This window comes from Pseudomonas sp. HMWF021 (assembly GCF_003061005.1).
Lineage (GTDB): Bacteria > Pseudomonadota > Gammaproteobacteria > Pseudomonadales > Pseudomonadaceae > Aquipseudomonas.
On record NZ_QAIK01000027.1, the window covers coordinates 1 to 21,018 of the forward strand.

At 58.7% G+C, this 21,018-nt stretch carries 20 protein-coding genes; all 20 read left to right on the plus strand.

The window, feature by feature from the left end; translation table 11 throughout:
- Positions 1 to 889 (plus strand): tRNA modification GTPase (locus DBR18_RS02085; RefSeq protein WP_146188724.1); only part of this gene is annotated, 889 nt, incomplete at its 5' end.
- A gap of 552 nt (positions 890 to 1,441) precedes the next feature.
- On the plus strand, positions 1,442 to 3,340 hold the full coding sequence (mnmG, locus tag DBR18_RS02095; protein WP_108589073.1) for a tRNA uridine-5-carboxymethylaminomethyl(34) synthesis enzyme MnmG: 1,899 nt from the start codon (positions 1,442 to 1,444) through the stop codon (positions 3,338 to 3,340).
- A complete protein-coding gene (rsmG, locus tag DBR18_RS02100; RefSeq protein WP_108589074.1) occupies positions 3,337 to 3,981 on the plus strand; it encodes a 16S rRNA (guanine(527)-N(7))-methyltransferase RsmG in 645 nt (214 codons plus the stop codon). Before mnmG ends, rsmG begins: the two co-directional genes overlap by 4 nt.
- 18 nt (positions 3,982 to 3,999) lie before the next feature.
- On the plus strand, positions 4,000 to 4,797 hold the full coding sequence (locus DBR18_RS02105) for a ParA family protein (RefSeq protein WP_003229787.1): 798 nt from the start codon (positions 4,000 to 4,002) through the stop codon (positions 4,795 to 4,797).
- Between the two features lie 9 nt (positions 4,798 to 4,806).
- Positions 4,807 to 5,679: a ParB/RepB/Spo0J family partition protein gene (locus DBR18_RS02110; RefSeq protein WP_003229785.1), complete on the plus strand. Its 873-nt coding sequence runs from the start codon at positions 4,807 to 4,809 to the stop codon at positions 5,677 to 5,679.
- Positions 5,680 to 5,827: 148 nt separating this feature from the next.
- Positions 5,828 to 6,235, plus strand: a complete 408-nt coding sequence (locus DBR18_RS02115) for a F0F1 ATP synthase subunit I (RefSeq protein WP_003229783.1) — start codon at positions 5,828 to 5,830, stop codon at positions 6,233 to 6,235.
- A 16-nt stretch (positions 6,236 to 6,251) separates the two neighbouring features.
- Positions 6,252 to 7,121 carry a F0F1 ATP synthase subunit A gene (gene atpB, locus DBR18_RS02120; RefSeq protein WP_064589928.1) on the plus strand — a complete coding sequence of 290 codons (870 nt, stop codon included), beginning with the start codon at positions 6,252 to 6,254 and terminating at the stop codon, positions 7,119 to 7,121.
- A gap of 133 nt (positions 7,122 to 7,254) precedes the next feature.
- Positions 7,255 to 7,512, plus strand: coding sequence for a F0F1 ATP synthase subunit C (atpE, locus tag DBR18_RS02125; RefSeq protein WP_003097235.1), 258 nt, complete (start codon positions 7,255 to 7,257; stop codon positions 7,510 to 7,512).
- Between the two features lie 59 nt (positions 7,513 to 7,571).
- Positions 7,572 to 8,042, plus strand: coding sequence for a F0F1 ATP synthase subunit B (locus DBR18_RS02130; RefSeq protein WP_108589075.1), 471 nt, complete (start codon positions 7,572 to 7,574; stop codon positions 8,040 to 8,042).
- A 12-nt stretch (positions 8,043 to 8,054) separates the two neighbouring features.
- On the plus strand, positions 8,055 to 8,591 hold the full coding sequence (locus tag DBR18_RS02135; protein WP_108589076.1) for a F0F1 ATP synthase subunit delta: 537 nt from the start codon (positions 8,055 to 8,057) through the stop codon (positions 8,589 to 8,591).
- A gap of 21 nt (positions 8,592 to 8,612) precedes the next feature.
- Complete coding sequence (gene atpA, locus DBR18_RS02140) at positions 8,613 to 10,157, plus strand: F0F1 ATP synthase subunit alpha (protein WP_108589077.1); 1,545 nt, start codon at positions 8,613 to 8,615, stop codon at positions 10,155 to 10,157.
- Between the two features lie 50 nt (positions 10,158 to 10,207).
- On the plus strand, positions 10,208 to 11,068 hold the full coding sequence (gene atpG / locus DBR18_RS02145; RefSeq protein ID WP_007954161.1) for a F0F1 ATP synthase subunit gamma: 861 nt from the start codon (positions 10,208 to 10,210) through the stop codon (positions 11,066 to 11,068).
- Positions 11,069 to 11,095: 27 nt separating this feature from the next.
- The gene (gene atpD, locus DBR18_RS02150) at positions 11,096 to 12,472 is read left to right on the plus strand and encodes a F0F1 ATP synthase subunit beta (RefSeq protein ID WP_003229774.1); all 1,377 of its coding nucleotides are present in this window, start codon (positions 11,096 to 11,098) and stop codon (positions 12,470 to 12,472) included.
- 45 nt (positions 12,473 to 12,517) lie between these two features.
- A complete protein-coding gene (locus tag DBR18_RS02155) occupies positions 12,518 to 12,943 on the plus strand; it encodes a F0F1 ATP synthase subunit epsilon (RefSeq protein WP_007954164.1) in 426 nt (141 codons plus the stop codon).
- A 117-nt stretch (positions 12,944 to 13,060) separates the two neighbouring features.
- Positions 13,061 to 14,428 (plus strand): bifunctional UDP-N-acetylglucosamine diphosphorylase/glucosamine-1-phosphate N-acetyltransferase GlmU, encoded by a 1,368-nt coding sequence (glmU, locus tag DBR18_RS02160; RefSeq protein WP_108589078.1) that lies wholly within the window; start codon positions 13,061 to 13,063, stop codon positions 14,426 to 14,428.
- A 156-nt stretch (positions 14,429 to 14,584) separates the two neighbouring features.
- Positions 14,585 to 15,361, plus strand: a complete 777-nt coding sequence (locus DBR18_RS02165) for a DeoR/GlpR family DNA-binding transcription regulator (protein ID WP_108589079.1) — start codon at positions 14,585 to 14,587, stop codon at positions 15,359 to 15,361.
- 2 nt (positions 15,362 to 15,363) lie between these two features.
- Positions 15,364 to 17,196: a glutamine--fructose-6-phosphate transaminase (isomerizing) gene (gene glmS, locus DBR18_RS02170; RefSeq protein WP_108589080.1), complete on the plus strand. Its 1,833-nt coding sequence runs from the start codon at positions 15,364 to 15,366 to the stop codon at positions 17,194 to 17,196.
- Positions 17,197 to 17,271: 75 nt separating this feature from the next.
- Positions 17,272 to 18,198, plus strand: a complete 927-nt coding sequence (locus tag DBR18_RS02175) for a LysR family transcriptional regulator (RefSeq protein ID WP_108589081.1) — start codon at positions 17,272 to 17,274, stop codon at positions 18,196 to 18,198.
- A 102-nt stretch (positions 18,199 to 18,300) separates the two neighbouring features.
- Positions 18,301 to 18,927 carry a glutathione S-transferase family protein gene (locus tag DBR18_RS02180; RefSeq protein WP_108589082.1) on the plus strand — a complete coding sequence of 209 codons (627 nt, stop codon included), beginning with the start codon at positions 18,301 to 18,303 and terminating at the stop codon, positions 18,925 to 18,927.
- A gap of 60 nt (positions 18,928 to 18,987) precedes the next feature.
- Positions 18,988 to 21,018 (plus strand): pyridoxamine 5'-phosphate oxidase family protein, encoded by a 2,031-nt coding sequence (locus DBR18_RS02185; protein ID WP_108589083.1) that lies wholly within the window; start codon positions 18,988 to 18,990, stop codon positions 21,016 to 21,018.

The window sequence follows — 21,018 nt, forward strand, 5'->3', positions numbered from 1 at the left end:
ACAATTGATCGGCTTGCGCATTTATGTGGAAGCCGCGATCGACTTTCCCGAAGAGGAAATCGACTTTCTTGCCGATGGCCATGTGTTGGGCATGCTCGACAAGGTGCGTGACGAGTTATCCACCGTGCTGCGTGAAGCCGGGCAGGGTGCCCTGTTGCGCGACGGTATGACCGTGGTGATCGCCGGCCGTCCGAATGCCGGCAAGTCCAGCCTGTTGAATGCCCTGGCTGGCCGCGAAGCCGCGATCGTCACCGAGATTGCCGGCACCACCCGCGATATTCTGCGCGAACATATCCACATCGACGGCATGCCGTTGCACGTGGTGGATACCGCAGGTCTGCGCGATACCGATGATCATGTGGAAAAGATAGGCGTCGAGCGGGCCTTGAAAGCGATCACTGAAGCAGATCGGGTGCTGCTGGTAGTCGATGCCACCGCGCCGGAAGCGGCAGATCCGTTTGCTCTGTGGCCGGAATTTCTCGAGACCCGGCCAGATCCGGCCAAAGTCACCTTGATCCGCAACAAGGCTGACCTGACGGGTGAGGCGATTGCCCTGGAAGTCAGTGACGATGGCCACGTAACCATCAGCCTCAGCGCCAAATCCGCTGGCGAAGGACTGGAATTGCTGCGCGACCATCTCAAGGCCTGCATGGGCTATGAACAAACATCGGAAAGCAGCTTCAGTGCCCGTCGCCGGCATCTGGAAGCCCTGCGTCATGCCAGTGCGGCGCTGGAGCACGGGCGCGCACAGCTGACGCTGGCAGGTGCCGGTGAACTGCTGGCCGAGGATTTGCGTCAGGCGCAGCACTCCCTTGGCGAAATCACCGGAGCTTTCAGCTCCGATGACCTGCTCGGCCGGATTTTCTCCAGCTTCTGCATCGGTAAATAAGCCCTCCGCTGTTCACAGACAGGCCCATTCGCGGCCTGTCTGCATTCCTCATTTCCCAATTCCTTTCTCAAGTGCCGGCAGATTCCCTCTGCCTGAGCGGATTTTTCCTGTCCGCCACATCAGCGTTTATTCAATTTCTGTGGATTAAGCCCTGTGAATAACTGCCAATGAGGTCAGTTGATAACAGGGCTTCAAAACTGGATATAACTGCCTCTGTGGATAACCAACCCATTCATCCACAGGCTTAAACCGGTTATCCAAGGGCCTCATTGGCACCTGATCACAGGGTTTTGAAACGCTGTACATATTGAATTATATAGTCTGTAGCGATCTATCCACAGAAAGTTTGCTCAGTAAGAATAAACATAAAAACAAAGGTTTTATAAATTTCTCTCTTTTTTATTCTTTTGATCTCGAGTTCTCCACAGCTGGTTAAATTTTGTGCAAAGGGTTCTTTAGGAGGGGCGAAGTCCCTATACTTGTCGACCAGGTCCAGAAACCTGATCTCAAACTATTCCTGAATTACCTACTTAAGCAGGCACGAGGTGCGTGGTGGATTTCCCTTCCCGTTTTGAAGTGATCGTCATCGGCGGCGGTCATGCCGGTACCGAGGCAGCACTGGCCTCAGCACGTATGGGGGCAAAAACCCTGTTGCTGACGCATAACGTGGAAACCCTCGGTGCCATGAGCTGCAACCCGGCTATCGGTGGCATTGGCAAAAGCCATCTGGTCAAGGAAATCGACGCCCTCGGCGGCGCGATGGCCATCGCAACCGATCTGGGCGGTATCCAGTTTCGCGTGTTGAACAGCCGCAAAGGTCCGGCCGTACGGGCAACCCGCGCGCAGGCCGACCGTATTCTTTACAAAGCCGCTGTTCGCGAAATTCTGGAAAACCAGCCGAACCTGTGGATATTTCAACAGGCCGCTGACGACCTGATCGTCGAGCAAGAGCAGGTACGCGGTGTTGTCACCCAAATGGGTCTGCGTTTCTTCGCCGATTCCGTGGTGTTGACTACGGGTACCTTCCTCGGTGGACTTATCCACATCGGTTTGCAGAATTTTTCCGGCGGTCGCGCCGGTGATCCGCCATCGATTGCCCTGGCACATCGTCTGCGTGAACTGCCACTGCGTGTCGGTCGCCTGAAAACCGGTACACCGCCGCGTATCGACGGCAAGTCTGTGGATTTCTCGGTCATGACCGAACAGCCAGGCGATACGCCGATCCCGGTCATGTCGTTCATGGGCAACAAGGAACAGCATCCACGCCAGGTCAGCTGCTGGATTACCCACACCAACGCGCGCACCCACGAAATCATCGCGGCGAACCTCGATCGTTCGCCGATGTATTCCGCTGCCGGTGAAATCGAAGGCATCGGTCCGCGTTATTGCCCGTCGATCGAAGACAAGATCCACCGCTTTGCCGACAAGGAAAGCCATCAGGTGTTCATCGAGCCGGAAGGTCTGACCACCCATGAGCTGTACCCGAACGGGATATCCACAAGCTTGCCGTTCGACGTGCAATTGCAGATCGTGCAATCGATCCGCGGCATGGAAAACGCGCACATCGTGCGTCCGGGTTATGCGATCGAGTACGACTACTTCGACCCACGCGATTTGAAGTACAGCCTGGAAACCAAGGTGATTGGCGGTCTGTTCTTCGCTGGCCAGATCAACGGCACCACCGGTTACGAAGAAGCCGGTGCGCAAGGTTTGCTCGCCGGGGCCAACGCCGCGTTACGTGCCAAAGGCAAAGAAGCCTGGTGCCCGCGTCGCGATGAGGCGTACATCGGTGTGCTGGTCGACGACCTGATCACCCTCGGTACCCAAGAGCCGTACCGCATGTTCACTTCCCGTGCCGAGTACCGCCTGATCCTGCGTGAAGACAACGCCGACCTGCGTCTGACCGAAAAAGGTCGCGAACTGGGTCTGGTCGATGACGCGCGTTGGGCGGCGTTCTGCAAGAAACGCGAAAGCATCGAGCTCGAAGAGCAACGCCTGAAAAGCACCTGGGTTCGCCCGGGCACTCAGCAGGGCGACGCGATTGCCGAAAAATTCGGCACGCCGCTGACCCACGAATACAACTTGCTCAATCTCTTGAGCCGTCCGGAAATCGACTACGCTAGTCTGGTCGAAGTGACCGGGCAGGGCGCGGAAGATCCACAGGTCGCCGAGCAGGTTGAAATCAAAACCAAATACGCCGGTTACATCGACCGTCAACAGGACGAAATCGCCCGTCTGCGCGCCAGTGAAGACACGAAACTGCCTGTGGATATCGATTACACCAACATTTCCGGTCTCTCCAAGGAGATCCAGAGCAAGCTCGGTGCCACGCGTCCGGAGACGCTCGGCCAGGCTTCGCGGATCCCGGGCGTGACCCCGGCGGCGATTTCGCTGTTGATGATTCATTTGAAAAAACGCGGCGCGGGCCGTCAGTTGGAGCAAAGCGCTTGAGTGCTAAGGTCACTTCGCAACACGCCGAAGAGTTATCCACAGGAGCCCGCGCGCTCGGTGTCAATCTCACAGAAACCCAGCACGAATTGCTGCTGGGTTATCTCGCCCTGTTGATCAAATGGAACCAGGCCTACAACCTGACTGCCGTGCGCGATCCCGATGAAATGGTTTCGCGGCATCTGCTCGATAGTCTGAGCGTGATGTCGTTCATCGAAAACGGTCGTTGGCTCGACGTTGGCAGCGGCGGCGGCATGCCGGGCATTCCGTTGGCGATCCTGTATCCGGATTCGCAAGTGACCTGTCTGGACAGCAACGGCAAGAAAACCCGCTTCCTGACTCAGGTCAAACTCGAACTCAAACTGGATAACCTGCAAGTTATCCACAGTCGCGTTGAAGCCTTCCAGCCTGCACAGCCATTCAACGGGATCATTTCCCGGGCGTTCAGCAGCATGGAGAACTTCACCAACTGGACTCGCCACCTCGGCGATGCCGATACGCGCTGGCTGGCAATGAAGGGCGTTCATCCGGCTGATGAGCTGGTAGCATTGCCGGCAGACTTCAAACTCGATAGCGAACACGCCTTGGCCGTACCCGGTTGCCAAGGCCAACGCCATCTGCTGATACTGCGCCGCACGGCATGATTGGGAACACAAGCAAGAATGGCTAAGGTATTCGCGATAGCGAACCAGAAGGGTGGTGTGGGCAAGACCACCACCTGCATCAACCTCGCAGCATCCCTGGTCGCCACCAAGCGCCGGGTGCTGTTGATCGATCTCGATCCACAGGGCAACGCCACCATGGGTAGCGGTGTGGATAAACATGGCTTGGAAAACTCGGTCTACGACCTGCTGATCGGCGAATGCGATCTGGCCCAGGCCATGCATTACTCCGAGCACGGCGGTTATCAACTGCTGCCGGCCAACCGCGACCTGACGGCGGCCGAAGTGGTCCTGCTGGAAATGCAGATGAAGGAAAGCCGTCTGCGCAGCGCACTGGCACCGATCCGTGAAAATTACGATTATATTTTGATCGACTGCCCGCCGTCGCTGTCGATGCTCACGCTGAACGCACTGGTTGCCGCTGACGGGGTGATCATCCCCATGCAGTGCGAGTACTTCGCGCTCGAAGGCTTGAGCGACCTTGTGGATAACATCAAGCGCATTGCCGAACTGCTGAACCCGAACCTGAAAGTCGAAGGTTTGCTGCGCACCATGTACGACCCGCGTCTGAGCCTGATGAACGATGTCTCGGCGCAGCTCAAGGAACACTTTGGCGAACAGCTGTACGACACGGTGATCCCGCGCAACATCCGCCTGGCCGAAGCGCCGAGCTACGGTATGCCGGCACTGGCCTACGACAAGCAATCGCGCGGCGCGCTGGCCTATCTGGCGCTGGCGGGCGAGATGGTTCGCCGTCAGCGCAAAAATTCACGCATCGCCGCTGCCCAGCCAACTTAAGGAATCCCCATGGCCGTCAAGAAACGAGGTCTCGGACGTGGACTGGATGCACTGCTGAGTGGTCCGACTGTCAGCGCGCTGGAAGAACAGGCCGCGCAGGCCGATACCCGTGAACTGCAGCACTTGCCGCTGGATCTGCTGCAGCGCGGCAAATACCAGCCGCGCCGGGACATGGATCCGCAGGCGCTGGAAGAGCTGGCGCAGTCGATCAAATCACAGGGTGTGATGCAGCCGATCGTGGTGCGCCCGATTGGCGGTGGCCGCTTTGAAATCATTGCCGGTGAGCGTCGCTGGCGTGCGAGCCAGCAGGCCGGGCAGGAAACCATCCCGGCGATGGTTCGTGATGTACCGGATGAAACCGCGATCGCCATCGCGCTGATCGAGAACATCCAGCGTGAAGACCTGAATCCGATCGAAGAAGCAGTCGCCTTGCAGCGTCTGCAGCAGGAATTCCAACTCACTCAGCAGCAGGTGGCCGAGGCTGTGGGTAAGTCTCGGGTGACTGTGGCTAACCTGTTGCGACTTATTGCACTGCCGGAAGTCATCAAGACCATGCTGTCCCACGGCGACCTGGAAATGGGTCATGCCCGTGCTTTGCTCGGTCTGCCGGACAATCAGCAGGTGGAAGGGGCGCGACATGTTGTCGCACGCGGCCTGACCGTGCGCCAGACTGAGGCACTGGTTCGTCAGTGGTTGAGTGGCAAACCGGAGCCTGTGGAAGCGGCCAAACCCGACCCGGACATTGCCCGGCTCGAACAGCGTCTGGCCGAGCGCCTAGGCTCTGCGGTGCAGATTCGCCACGGCAAGAAGGGAAAGGGTCAACTGGTGATTGGTTACAACTCTCTCGATGAGCTTCAAGGTGTGCTCGCACACATCCGCTGAAACATTTCCTCATGTAGCGCGCAGTCGGAAATCACTACCTGACAGTTGAATAGGGGCAGAACCGCCCCTATACTCTGCGCGCATTTTGTCGGCACAAATTATGCCAAGTTATTGAATTTCGGCAGCCGACCATTGGAGAGCAATCGTGATGGAAACCCGCAAGCCAAACCGCCTGCCGTTCCATCGCCTGGCGGTTTTTCCGGTGTTGATGGCTCAATTTGTCATTTTGCTCATTGCCGCTTTGGCGCTCTGGCAATGGCACGGAGTCGTTGCCGGATACTCGGGACTTTGCGGAGGCCTGATAGCCTTGCTGCCCAATGTTTATTTCGCTCACAAGGCATTTCGGTTTTCCGGCGCCCGAGCAGCCCAGTCCATCGTCCGGTCATTTTATGCCGGCGAGGCAGGCAAACTGATTTTGACGGCAGTGCTGTTTGCACTGGTGTTTGCAGGTGTGAAGCCATTGGCGCCGATCGCAGTATTCGGCGCTTTCGTGCTGACTCAGTCGGTCAGCTGGTTCGCTCCCCTGCTGATGAGAACAAGACTTTCGAGACCTTAGGGCGTTTGAGGCAACCATGGCAGAAACAACCGCTTCGGGCTATATCCAGCACCACTTGCAGAACCTGACCTTCGGTCAGCTACCTAACGGCGGCTGGGGCTTTGCCCATTCCGCAGCAGAAGCCAAGGAAATGGGCTTCTGGGCTTTCCACGTCGATACCCTCGGCTGGTCGGTCGCACTGGGCCTGATTTTCGTTTTCCTTTTCCGCATGGCGGCAAAGAAGGCGACTTCCGGTCAACCGGGTGCCTTGCAGAACTTCGTTGAAGTACTGGTCGAATTCGTCGATGGCAGCGTGAAAGACAGCTTCCATGGCCGTAGCCCGGTGATTGCACCGCTGGCGCTGACCATCTTCGTCTGGGTGTTCCTGATGAACGCCGTCGACCTGGTACCGGTCGACTGGATTCCTCAGCTGGCCATCCTGATCACCGGCGACCACCACATCCCGTTCCGCGCCGTGTCGACGACCGACCCGAACGCGACCCTGGGCATGGCGTTCTCGGTTTTCGCACTGATCATTTTCTATAGCATCAAGGTCAAGGGCATCGGCGGCTTCATCGGCGAACTGACCCTGCACCCGTTCGGCAGCAAGAACATCTTCGTTCAGGCCCTGCTGATCCCGGTGAACTTCCTGCTGGAATTCGTGACCCTGATCGCCAAGCCGATCTCTCTGGCCCTGCGTCTGTTCGGCAACATGTATGCCGGCGAGCTGGTGTTCATTCTGATCGCTGTGATGTTCGGCAGCGGCCTGCTCTGGCTGAGCGGCCTGGGCGTTGTTCTGCAGTGGGCGTGGGCGGTGTTCCACATCCTGATCATCACCCTGCAGGCGTTCATCTTCATGATGCTGACCATCGTCTACCTGTCGATGGCGCACGAAGAAAACCATTAAGAGCAGCCTCGGCTGATCTGATGTCCCTCCCGGTCAAACGGGAGGGGGCTCCTAACCGGGCCTCTGAAACGATTTGTTTTACCGCTTTAATCTAAAAAACCTAAACCATACGACGTAAAAGTCGGGAGGAAAGATGGAAACTGTAGTTGGTCTAACCGCTATCGCTGTTGCACTGTTGATCGGCCTGGGCGCACTGGGTACCGCAATTGGTTTCGGCCTGCTGGGCGGCAAGTTCCTGGAAGGCGCAGCGCGTCAGCCAGAAATGGTTCCAATGCTGCAAGTTAAAATGTTCATCGTTGCCGGTCTGCTCGACGCCGTAACCATGATCGGTGTTGGTATCGCTCTGTTCTTCACCTTTGCGAACCCGTTCGTTGGTCAGATCGCTGGCTAATTACCCGGATTCTTCCGAGTAATTTGATGTGATGGACAACGTAACTGCGAGGTGTTGGCGTGAACATTAATGCGACCCTGATTGGCCAGTCCGTTGCGTTCCTGATTTTTGTACTGTTCTGCATGAAGTTCGTATGGCCTCCGGTCATCGCCGCTCTGCACGAACGTCAAAAGAAGATCGCTGATGGTCTGGACGCTGCCAGCCGAGCAGCTCGCGACCTGGAGTTGGCCCAAGAAAAAGCGGGTCAGCAACTGCGCGAAGCGAAAGCTCAGGCAGCTGAAATCATCGAGCAAGCCAAGAAACGCGGTAACCAGATTGTCGACGAAGCCCGTGAACAGGCTCGCGTCGAAGCTGACCGTGTGAAGGCTCAGGCTCAGGCCGAGATCGAACAGGAACTGAACGGTGTCAAAGACGCGCTGCGCGCCCAAGTGGGTAGCCTGGCCGTTGGCGGTGCTTCGAAGATCCTGGGTGCCACAATCGATCAAAACGCGCACGCAGAGCTGGTTAACCAACTGGCTGCTGAAATCTAAGCGAGGGCGATCATGGCAGAACTGACCACGTTGGCCCGACCTTACGCTAAGGCGGCCTTCGAGCACGCTCAGGCCCACCAGCAACTGGCCAATTGGTCAGCCATGCTCGGCCTGGCAGCAGCGGTGTCGGAAGACGACACCATGCAGCGCGTGCTCAAGGCCCCGCGACTGACGAGCGCAGAAAAGGCCGCCACGTTCATTGACGTGTGCGGCGACAAGTTTGATGCCAAGGCACAGAATTTCATTCACGTCGTTGCCGAAAACGACCGTCTCCTGCTGTTGCCGGAGATCGCTGCTCTGTTCGACCTGTACAAGGCCGAGCAAGAGAAATCGGTAGACGTGGAAGTGACCAGTGCTTTCGCATTGAACCAAGAACAGCAAGACAAACTCGCCAAGGTTCTCAGTGCACGACTCAACCGGGAAGTGCGCCTGCAAGTCGAGGAAGACAAATCCCTTATTGGGGGCGTTGTCATCCGCGCCGGCGACCTGGTTATCGATGGCTCGATTCGCGGCAAAATCGCGAAACTTGCCGAAGCATTGAAATCTTGAGTTTGAAGGGGCAGCAGAGCAATGCAGCAACTCAATCCTTCCGAAATAAGTGAAATTATCAAGGGCCGCATCGAAAAGCTCGATGTGACCTCCCAAGCCCGTAACGAAGGCACTGTCGTCAGCGTATCTGACGGCATCGTGCGGATTCACGGTCTGGCCGACGTCATGTACGGCGAGATGATCGAGTTTCCGGGCGGCGTCTACGGTATGGCCCTCAACCTGGAGCAAGACTCCGTAGGTGCCGTTGTACTGGGCGCATACACCAGTCTGGCTGAAGGCATGAGCGCCAAGTGCACCGGCCGCATCCTCGAAGTTCCGGTAGGTAAGGAACTGCTGGGTCGCGTAGTCGACGCACTGGGTAACCCTGTTGACGGTAAAGGTCCACTGGGCAACACCGAGACCGATGCGGTCGAGAAAGTTGCACCGGGCGTGATCTGGCGTAAGTCGGTAGACCAGCCTGTACAGACTGGCTACAAGGCTGTCGATGCCATGATCCCTGTCGGCCGTGGCCAGCGTGAGCTGATCATCGGTGACCGTCAGATCGGTAAAACCGCTCTGGCGATCGACGCGATCATCAACCAGAAAAACAGCGGCATTTTCTGCGTCTACGTGGCAATCGGTCAGAAGCAATCGACCATCGCCAACGTGGTTCGCAAGCTGGAAGAAAACGGTGCACTGGCTAACACCATCATCGTTGCAGCGAGCGCTTCGGAATCTGCAGCACTGCAATTCCTGGCTCCGTACTCCGGTTGCACCATGGGTGAATTCTTCCGCGACCGCGGTGAAGACGCGCTGATCGTCTATGACGATCTGTCCAAGCAAGCAGTGGCTTACCGCCAGATTTCCCTGCTGCTGCGCCGTCCACCAGGCCGTGAAGCTTACCCAGGCGACGTGTTCTATCTCCACTCCCGTCTGCTGGAGCGCGCATCCCGCGTTTCGGAAGAGTACGTAGAGAAGTTCACCAACGGCGCAGTGACCGGCAAAACCGGTTCCCTGACCGCACTGCCGATCATCGAAACCCAGGCTGGCGACGTTTCCGCGTTCGTTCCGACCAACGTGATTTCCATCACCGACGGTCAGATCTTCCTGGAATCGGCCATGTTCAACTCGGGCATCCGCCCTGCAGTGAACGCCGGTGTTTCGGTATCCCGTGTGGGTGGTGCCGCTCAGACCAAGATCATCAAGAAGCTGTCCGGTGGTATCCGTACCGCTCTGGCTCAGTACCGTGAACTGGCGGCATTCGCCCAGTTCGCTTCTGACCTGGACGAAGCGACCCGCAAGCAACTTGAGCATGGTCAGCGCGTTACCGAGCTGATGAAGCAGAAGCAATACGCACCTATGTCGATCGCTGACATGGCGCTGTCGCTGTATGCCGCTGAGCGTGGGTTCCTGACTGACATTGAAATCGCCAAGATCGGCAGCTTCGAACAAGCGCTGATTGCTTTCTTCAACCGCGATCACGCCGATTTGATGGCCAAGATCAACGTTAAAGGTGACTTCAATGACGAAATCGACGCTGGCCTCAAAGCCGGTATCGAGAAGTTCAAGGCCACCCAAACCTGGTAAGCCGCAGCGGGAGCCGCAAGGCTCCCGCTTGCTAACCTGATAGGTGTTACATGGCAGGCGCAAAAGAGATTCGCAGTAAGATTGCGAGCATCAAAAGCACGCAAAAAATTACCAGCGCCATGGAAAAAGTGGCGGTCAGCAAAATGCGCAAGGCACAAATGCGCATGGCTGCTAGCCGTCCTTATGCGGAACGTATCCGCCAGGTAATTGGGCATCTGGCCAACGCCAACCCGGAATACCGCCACCCGTTCATGATCGACCGTGAAGTAAAGCGTGTTGGTTATGTCGTCGTGAGCAGTGACCGTGGTCTGTGCGGCGGCTTGAACACCAACCTGTTCAAGGCCCTGGTCAAGGACATGGCGGTAAACCGCGAAAACGGCGTCGAGATTGATCTGTGTGTTGTTGGTAGCAAGGGTGCGGCCTTTTTCCGCAACTTCGGCGGTAACGTCGTTGCAGCTATCAGCCACCTGGGTGAAGAGCCGTCGATCAATGATCTGATCGGCAGCGTCAAGGTGATGCTGGATGCCTACCTGGACGGCCGTATTGACCGCCTGTCCGTGGTATCCAACAAGTTCATCAACACCATGACGCAACAGCCTACCGTGGAGCAGTTGATTCCACTGGTGGCAACCCCGGATCAAGAACTCAAGCACCACTGGGACTACCTCTACGAACCAGACGCCAAAGAGCTGCTTGACGGCTTGATGGTGCGCTACGTGGAGTCGCAGGTGTACCAGGCGGTGGTCGAGAACAACGCGGCTGAACAAGCTGCGCGGATGATCGCGATGAAGAACGCTACCGACAACGCCGGTGATTTGATCAGCGATTTGCAGCTGATCTACAACAAGGCGCGTCAGGCTGCGATCACCCAAGAGATCTCGGAAATCGTCGGCGGCGCTGCCGCGGTTTAACGGTTCAAATATTCAGAGGATCCAGCTATGAGTAGCGGACGTATCGTTCAAATCATCGGCGCCGTTATCGACGTGGAATTTCCACGCGACAGCGTACCGAGCATCTACGACGCCTTGAAGGTTCAAGGCGCCGAAACCACTCTGGAAGTTCAGCAGCAGCTGGGTGACGGCGTGGTACGTACCATTGCGATGGGCTCGACCGAAGGCTTGAAGCGCGGTCTGGGCGTCAACAACACTGGCGCAGCCATCTCCGTACCGGTCGGTAAAGCGACTCTGGGCCGGATCATGGACGTACTGGGCAACCCGATCGACGAAGCTGGTCCGATCGGCGAAGAAGAGCGCTGGGGTATTCACCGCGCCGCTCCTTCCTTCGCTGAACAGGCTGGCGGCAACGAGCTGCTGGAAACCGGCATCAAGGTTATCGACCTGGTTTGCCCGTTCGCCAAGGGCGGTAAAGTCGGTCTGTTCGGTGGTGCCGGTGTAGGCAAAACCGTAAACATGATGGAACTGATCCGTAACATCGCTATCGAGCACAGCGGTTATTCCGTGTTCGCCGGTGTGGGTGAGCGTACTCGTGAGGGTAACGACTTCTACCACGAGATGAAGGACTCCAACGTTCTGGACAAAGTGGCACTGGTTTACGGTCAGATGAACGAGCCGCCGGGAAACCGTCTGCGCGTAGCCCTGACTGGCCTGACCATGGCCGAGAAGTTCCGTGACGAAGGTAACGACGTTCTGCTGTTCGTCGACAACATCTACCGTTACACCCTGGCCGGTACTGAAGTATCCGCACTGCTGGGCCGTATGCCTTCGGCAGTAGGTTACCAGCCGACCCTGGCTGAAGAGATGGGCGTGCTGCAAGAGCGCATCACTTCGACCAAGCAAGGTTCGATTACTTCGATCCAGGCTGTATACGTACCTGCGGACGACTTGACTGACCCGTCGCCAGCGACCACCTTCGCCCACCTGGACGCCACCGTCGTTCTGTCCCGTGACATCGCTTCCCTGGGTATCTACCCTGCGGTAGACCCACTGGACTCGACTTCGCGTCAGCTGGATCCGAACGTGATCGGCAACGAGCACTACGAAACCGCTCGCGGTGTTCAGTACGTGCTGCAGCGCTACAAAGAGCTGAAGGACATCATCGCGATCCTGGGTATGGACGAGCTGTCGGAAGCCGACAAGCAGTTGGTAAACCGTGCTCGTAAGATCCAGCGCTTCTTGTCGCAGCCGTTCTTCGTGGCTGAAGTCTTCACCGGTGCTTCGGGTAAATACGTTTCCCTGAAAGACACCATTGCTGGCTTCAAAGGCATCCTCAACGGTGACTACGACCACCTGCCAGAACAAGCGTTCTACATGGTTGGCGGCATCGAAGAAGCGATCGAGAAAGCCAAGAAACTGTAATCCCGGCGCCCGGCAACGGGCGCTAATTTAGGTTGAGGCAATCAGATGGCTATGACAGTCCATTGCGATATCGTCAGCGCGGAAGGGGAAATCTTTTCCGGCCTGGTCGAGATGGTGATTGCGCACGGTGCACTGGGTGATCTTGGTATCGCTCTGGGTCACGCGCCGCTGATCACTAATCTGAAGCCAGGTCCTATCCGCCTGATCAAGCAAGGCGGGGAAGCCGAGGTGTTCTACATCTCCGGTGGTTTCCTCGAGGTTCAGCCGAACATGGTCAAGGTGCTTGCCGATACCGTGCAACGTGCCGCCGACCTGGATGAAGCTCAGGCTCAGGCAGCTCTCAAGGCTGCCGAGGCTGCTCTGCACGAAAAGAGCGCAGATTTCGATTACGGAGCTGCGTCCGCACGTCTGGCCGAGGCTGCAGCTCAGCTGCGCACCGTCCAGCAGATCCGCAAGAAGTTTGGCGGTTAATCCGTCAGCCGCTTGTTGTGCGATTGATAAAAAAGGGTAGCCTCGGCTACCCTTTTTTCTTTTCCGATTTTTACAACCCGGTCGCAGTTGCTGACCACCCAGGATTGGTAGCCAGTCATGTCTCTCGAAATCGTTATCCTCGCGGCCGGTCAAGGCACCCGTATGCGTTCGGCGCTCCCGAAGGTTTTGCACCCGGTCGCCGGCAATTCCATGCTTGGCCATGTTATCCACAGCGCGCGGCAACTTGATCCGCAGCGTATTCATGTGGTCATCGGCCACGGTGCCGATGTGGTGCGCGAGCGTCTGGCGGCAGACGATCTGAATTTTGTCCTGCAGGACAAGCAACTGGGCACCGGTCACGCCACCGCGCAGGCTGTGCCATTCATTACCGCCGACACTGTGCTAATTCTCTACGGTGACGTGCCGCTGATCGAAGTTGAAACCCTGCAGCGTCTGCTCAAGCATGTCGTACCGGGCCAAATGGGCCTGTTGACCGTAGAACTGGAAGACCCGACCGGCTATGGCCGCATCGTTCGTGATGCTGACGGCAAGGTCACGGCCATCGTCGAGCATAAAGATGCCAGCGAAGCACAACGCGCGATTACCGAAGGCAACACGGGCATCCTCGCCGTGCCGGCCAATCGTCTGGCCGACTGGATGGGCCGCCTGTCGAACAACAATGCCCAGGGCGAGTACTACCTGACTGACGTCATCGAGATGGCGGTCAACGATGGGCTGGTGGTTGCTACCGAACAGCCGCATGACCCGATGGAAGTACAGGGCGCCAACGACCGCAAGCAACTCTCCGAGCTGGAGCGTCATTACCAGTTGCGCGCCGGCCGCCGTCTGATGGCGCAAGGCGTGACCTTGCGTGACCCGGCGCGTTTCGATCTGCGTGGTGAAGTGACCGTCGGTCGTGACGTGCTGATCGACGTCAACGTGATTCTCGAAGGTAACGTCGTGATCGAAGACGACGTAGTGATCGGCCCTAACTGCGTGATCAAGGACAGCACCCTGCGTAAAGGCGTGGTGATCAAGGCCAACAGCCATATCGAAGGTGCCATTCTTGGCGAAGGCAGCGATGCCGGTCCTTTCGCTCGTCTGCGTCCAGGTACTGTGCTGGAGGCGCGTGCGCATGTGGGTAACTTCGTCGAACTGAAGAATGCTCATATGGGCGAGGGCGCCAAGGCCGGGCACCTGACCTATCTGGGCGACGCCGAAATAGGCGCACGCAGCAACATCGGTGCAGGAACCATCACCTGTAACTACGATGGCGCCAACAAGTGGAAGACCGTGCTGGGCGAAGACGTGTTCATCGGTTCCAACAACTCGTTGGTGGCGCCTGTGGATATCTCGTCCGGGGCAACCACCGCAGCGGGCTCGACCATCACGCAGAACGTGGATAACGCGCAGTTGGCGGTGGGTCGGGCGCGGCAGAAAAATATCGACGGCTGGAAGCGCCCGGAAAAGATCAAGAAGAGCTGAGTTATCCACAGCTGCTTTACGATCAAAAGATCGCAGCCTTCGGCAGCCCTACAAAGGGGCCAGGGGTTGCGATTTTTTTATGACCTGAGCTTGACGATTGAAGGCCGATAGGTTTTGATTGCTTCCGTTATCTTTCGAAACGAAATTTAAGAAGCCATGTCGAAACGCAACACACCCCAACGCCGGCATAACATTCTCGCCTTGCTCAATGAGCAGGGCGAAGTCAGTGTTGATGAACTGGCCAAGCGCTTCGAAACTTCGGAAGTTACGATCCGCAAGGATCTGGCAGCACTTGAGAGCCATGGTCTGCTGCTGCGTCGTTATGGCGGGGCGATCACCATGCCGCAGGAGCTGGTCGCTGAACCCGGCCAGAGCGTTTCGAAATACAAACAGGCGATTGCCCGCGCTGCCGTAAAACGCATTCGCGAGCACGCCCGCATCATCATCGACAGCGGCAGCACCACCGCCGCCATGATCCCCGAGCTCGGTCAGCAGCCGGGTCTGGTCGTCATGACCAACTCCCTGCACGTTGCCAACGCCTTGAGCGAACTCGAACACGAGCCGGTGCTGTTGATGACCGGCGGCACCTGGGATCCGCATTCCGAGTCCTTTCAAGGTCAGGTGGCCGAGCAGGTACTACGCTCTTACGACTTCGATCAGTTGTTCATTGGCGCCGATGGCATCGATCTGGTGCGCGGTACCACTACGTTCAACGAACTGCTCGGCTTGAGCCGGGTGATGGCCGACGTGGCGCGTGAAGTGATCGTGATGGTCGAGGCCGACAAGATCGGTCGCAAGATTCCCAACCTGGAGCTGCCCTGGAGCAGCGTCCATACCCTCATTACCGATGATCGCTTGCCCATCGACGCACGCGATCAGATTCAGGCCCGCGGTATCACCGTGATTTGCGCGGCTGTCAGTCAGGAGAAATAAGCATGTGTGGAATTGTCGGCGCAGTTGCTGAACGTAATATCACCGCTATCTTGCTCGAAGGCCTCAAGCGCCTTGAATACCGCGGCTATGACAGCGCCGGTGTGGCGGTTTTCACCAATGATGAAAAGCTTGAGCGCATGCGTCGTCCGGGCAAGGTCAGCGAACTGGAAGCCGCGCTGGCCGAACAGCCGTTGGTGGGCCGTCTCGGTATCGCCCACACCCGTTGGGCTACTCACGGTGCGCCTTGCGAGCGCAACGCGCACCCGCATTTCTCTGGCGATATCGCCGTGGTGCACAACGGCATCATCGAGAACCACGAAGCCCTGCGTGAACAACTCAAAGCGCTGGGCTACGTGTTCAGTTCGGACACCGACACCGAAGTCATCGCTCATCTGCTGAACCACAAACTCAAGGATCAGCCTGATCTGACCGTAGCGCTCAAGGCCACCGTCAAGGAACTGCACGGTGCGTACGGTCTGGCTGTGATCAATGCACAACAACCTGATTGCCTGGTAGCCGCACGCAGTGGCAGCCCACTGGTGATCGGCTTGGGCCTGGGCGAGAACTTCCTCGCGTCCGACCAGTTGGCCCTGCGCCAGGTGACTGACCGTTTCATGTACCTGGAAGAAGGCGATATCGCCGAAATTCGCCGCGATAACGTGCAGATCTGGGACGTGAACGGTAATGCCGTCGAGCGCCAGACCGTGCAGTACAGCGATGGCGCCGAAGCCGCCGACAAGGGCGAATTCCGTCACTACATGCTCAAGGAAATCCACGAGCAACCGTCCGTGGTTCAGCGCACCCTCGAAGGTCGCCTGAGCAACAATCAGGTGCTGGTGCAGGCCTTCGGTCCACAGGCTGCCGAACTGTTCGCCAAAGTGCGCAACGTCCAGATCGTCGCCTGCGGCACCAGCTATCACGCCGGTATGGTTGCGCGTTACTGGCTCGAAGAACTGGCCGGCATTCCGTGCCAGGTCGAAGTCGCCAGCGAATTCCGCTACCGCAAGGTGGTGGTGCAGCCGGACACCCTGTTCGTCACCATCTCGCAGTCCGGCGAAACCGCCGACACCCTGGCTGCGCTGCGCAATGCCAAAGAGCTGGGTTTTCTCGCCAGCCTGGCAATCTGCAACGTCGGCATCAGCTCGCTGGTGCGTGAGTCGGACCTGACTCTGCTGACCCAAGCCGGTCGCGAAATCGGTGTTGCCTCGACCAAGGCGTTCACCACGCAACTGGTCGGCCTGCTCCTGCTGACCCTGTCCCTGGGGCAGGTGCGCGGCACGCTGGGCAAAGACGTTGAAGCCACGCTGGTGGAAGAATTGCGTCGCCTGCCGACCCGTCTGGGCGAAGCGCTGGCGATGGACAGCACGGTGGAAAAAATCGCCGAACTGTTTGCCGAGAAGAACCACACCCTGTTCCTCGGTCGTGGCGCGCAATTCCCGGTGGCAATGGAAGGCGCCCTGAAGCTCAAGGAAATCTCTTACATCCACGCCGAAGCCTATCCGGCCGGTGAGCTGAAGCACGGCCCGCTGGCGCTTGTGGATAACGACATGCCAGTGGTCACCGTGGCGCCAAACAACGAACTGCTGGAGAAGCTCAAGTCCAACCTGCAGGAAGTCCGCGCCCGTGGCGGTGAACTGATCGTGTTCGCCGACGAAAAAGCCGGGATGACCAATGGAGAAGGCACCCACGTGGTGGAAATGCCGCACATCCACGACATTCTCTCGCCGATCCTTTACACCATCCCGTTGCAACTGCTGTCGTACTACGTTGCCGTGCTCAAAGGCACTGACGTCGACCAGCCGCGCAACCTGGCGAAGTCGGTGACGGTGGAATAAGTTATCCACAGCTGACATTGACCCGCAAAAATCGCAGCCTCGGCTGCGATTTTTGTATCTGAATCGAGGACCTCCATGGACCGCTTCCAGGAAATGCAGATCTTCGCCACGGTGGCCCAGGAGCAAGGTTTCTCGGCGGCGGCGCGACGTCTTGGCTTGTCCGCGGCCAGTGTCACCCGGGCGGTGGCGGCGCTGGAGCAGCGCATCGGTACGCAGTTGCTGATTCGCACCACGCGCACTGTGCACCTCAGCGAGGCCGGTCAGCGTTATCTGGAAGATTGTCGGAGAATTCTCGCCGAAGTGCAGGAAGCCGAGGATTCGGCGGCCGGCAGCCACGCCCAGCCTCGTGGGCAATTGACGGTGACCGCGCCGGTATTGTTCGGCGAGCTGTTTGTCACACCGCTGATGGCGGCTTATCTGACGCAATACCCGGACGTTTCGATCAATGCGCTGTTGGTTGATCGGGTAGTCAGCATGGTCGAAGAGGGGATAGACGTCGCGGTGCGCATCGGTGAGTTGCCGGACAGCAATCAGCACGCGATTCGTGTCGGTGAAGTGCGACGAGTGATCTGCGCATCGCCGGCTTATCTGGCCCGACACGGTCGTCCCGAGCATCCGCAGATGCTGGCCGGCGCGCCGGTGGTGGCGACCTCGTCCATCGGCCAGTTGCGCAACTGGCCGTTTGTGGATCAGGGCGAAGCGATCAGCGTGCGGCCCGAGCCGAGGCTGGTGGTCACAGCCAATCAGGCGGCCATTACGGCGGCCTGCCTGGGGTTGGGGCTGACCCGGGTGTTGTCCTATCAGGTCGCGGGCAAAGTGGCATCCGGAGAGCTGGAAATTGTCCTCGCCGACTTCGAATTGCCGCCGCTGCCGATTCATGTGGTGTATCAGGGCGGGCGCAAGGCGCCGGCGCGGGTGCGTAGTTTTGTCGACCATGCGGTGACGTCATTGCGTGAGCATCCGGCGCTGCAGAACGCCGCGTTATTTCATCAGGTGAAATAATGGATTGTGTTTGCTGGTGATTCTGTTGCTTTGAGGATAGGTGGAAGATGGCCTCCATCGGCGCTGCCATCCCGTACGGCGCCACCTCCAGCGGAGTCGACCATGCAAGCGATCAAACTCTACAACTTCCCGCGTTCCGGCCACGCCCATCGCGTGGAGCTGATGCTGTCTCTGCTGCAACTGCCGACTGAACTGATCCTGGTCGATCTGGCCAAGGGTGAGCACAAGCAGGCGCCGTATCTGGCGATCAACAGTTTCGGCCAGGTGCCGGCGATTGATGATGGCGGCGTGGTGCTCGCCGATTCCAACGCGATTCTGGTGTATCTGGCGCTCAAATACGGCAACGGCCGTTGGCTGCCCACCGATCCGCTGGGCGCTGCACGGGTCCAGCGCTGGTTGTCGGTGGCGGCGGGGCCGATTGCTTTTGGTCCGGCGGCGGCACGCCTGGTCACCGTGTTTGGTGCGCAACTGAACGCTGAAGAGCTGATTACCCGCGCGCACAACCTGCTCAAGGTGATGGAGGTGGAGCTGGGCAAGACCCCGTACCTGGCCGGCAGCGAGCCTACCATCGCCGACGTGTCCGCCTACAGCTACATCGCTCATGCGCCGGAAGGCAACGTGTCGCTGGACGACTACGCCAACGTGCGTGCCTGGCTGGCGCGTGTCGAAGCCTTGCCTGGTTTTGTCGGCATGCCGCGCACCGTCGCCGGTCTGCAAAAGACTGCCTGAGGGTCTGGCCCGATCTGATCGAGTTATCCACAATGCGCCGGCGGCGCGGGGAGATGCGTGATGGAACGTTCACCGTGGCACGCTGGCGAGCAAAAACTACAGGCCCATGTTGGCGTTGCCGAGCGTATGGAGGCCTTCGGTCGCAAGGTGATTCGCGACTGGATGCCGGATCAACACCGCGCATTTTATGAGCAATTACCGTTCATGCTGTACGGCGCGGTCGATGCTGACGGGCGTCCATGGGCCAGCGTGCTCGAAGGCGCGCCGGGGTTTGCTCATTCGCCTGATCCCGAGCACCTGCATTTCGCCAGCCAACCCGCTGCCGATGATCCAGCGCAATTGCGCAATGGTGAACCGATCGGGCTGCTCGGCATTGAATTGCATACTCGCCGCCGCAATCGCCTCAACGGTCATGTCGCCAATCTGACCGTGCAGGGTTTCGAGGTGAGCGTGGATCAGGCTTTCGGCAACTGTCCGCAATACATTCAACTGCGCCAGTTCCAGCGGGTGCCGCTGACCGATCCGCAGACACGGCCCGCGCAGCACGGCGACGGTCTTGATGACGCGGCCAGGGCGATGATCGGAGGTGCCGACACCTTCTTCGTCGCCAGCTATGTCGATGTCGATGGCCAACGTGCGGTGGACGTTTCCCACCGTGGCGGTCAGCCCGGGTTTGTCCGGGTCGAGGGCAATCGTCTGACCATCCCGGATTTTGCCGGCAATCTGCACTTCAACACGCTCGGCAATCTCCTGCTCAACCCCAAGGCTGGCTTGCTGTTCATCGACTTTTCCACAGGCGATGTGCTGCAACTGAGCGGGCGAACCGAGATCATCCTTGAAGGGCCGCAGATCGAAGCGTTCCAGGGCGCCGAGCGCCTGTGGACATTCGAGGTAGAGAGACTGGTGCGGCGCCCGGGAGCTTTGGCGTTGCGCTGGCGCTTCGACGGCATGTCGCCCACCAGTCTGCTGACCGGCACCTGGGCCCAGGCCGATGCACGCTTGCAGGCCAAGGCATTGGGTGACCGCTGGCGGCCGCTGCAGGTGACCCGCATCGAAAGGGAGAGCCAGCACATTCGTTCGATTTATCTGCAACCGGACGATGGCGCGGGGATGCCGGTGTTTCAGGCCGGGCAGCACCTGCCGCTGCGCTTCACTCTGGACGGTGAAACGCATATCCGCACCTACAGCCTGTCGAGTGCGCCATCGGATGATTTCCTGCGCATCAGTGTGAAACGCGAGGGCTTGGTTTCAGGCCATTTGCACCAGCAGATCCGGGTCGGCGATATCCTCGAGGCTCGGGCGCCACAGGGTCACTTCACCGTGGCGCCACTGGAACAGCGGCCGCTGGTGCTGCTGGCGGCGGGGGTTGGCATCACGCCGTTGCTGTCGATGCTGCGTGAGGTGGTGTATCAGGGCCTGCGTACTCGCAGGATCCGGCCGACATGGTTGCTGCAGAGTTCGCGCAGCCTGGCCGATCAGCCATTTCGCCAGGAAATCGATCGCGTGCTGGAAAGTGCGGGCGAGGCGGTACGGGTGATTCGCCTGCTCAGCCAGCCGGAGGCCGATGTGCACGAGGGCGAGGATTTCGACCGCCATGGGCGCATCGATGGGGCACTGCTGCGCGATCTGCTGGAGGTCGAGGACTACGACCAGATCGATTTTGCTGTCTGTGGCCCCGGCGCCTTTACCCAAAGCATCTACGACAGCCTGCGTGAGCTGGACATCCGCGACGCACGTATTCACGCCGAAACCTTCGGTCCCTCGACGCTCAAGCGCCAGCCGGATCCGGATGCCGTGATCATCGAGCAGTCACCGGCCGCGGTCGTCTCGGTGCCGGTCGTGTTCGAACGTTCGGCGAAGGAAGCACGCTGGCAGCCGGACGGCGGCAGTCTGCTGGAACTCGCGGAAAGCCGTGGCCTGCGCCCGGAGTTCAGTTGCCGTGGAGGTTCGTGCGGCACCTGCAAGACGCGGTTGATCAGCGGCGCGGTAAATTATCCACAGCCCCCGGCAGACTTGCCGGAAGCGGGGCAGGTGCTGATCTGCTGCGCGGTGCCGGCGCAAAGTGAGCAGCCGCTGGTGCTGGATCTGTAA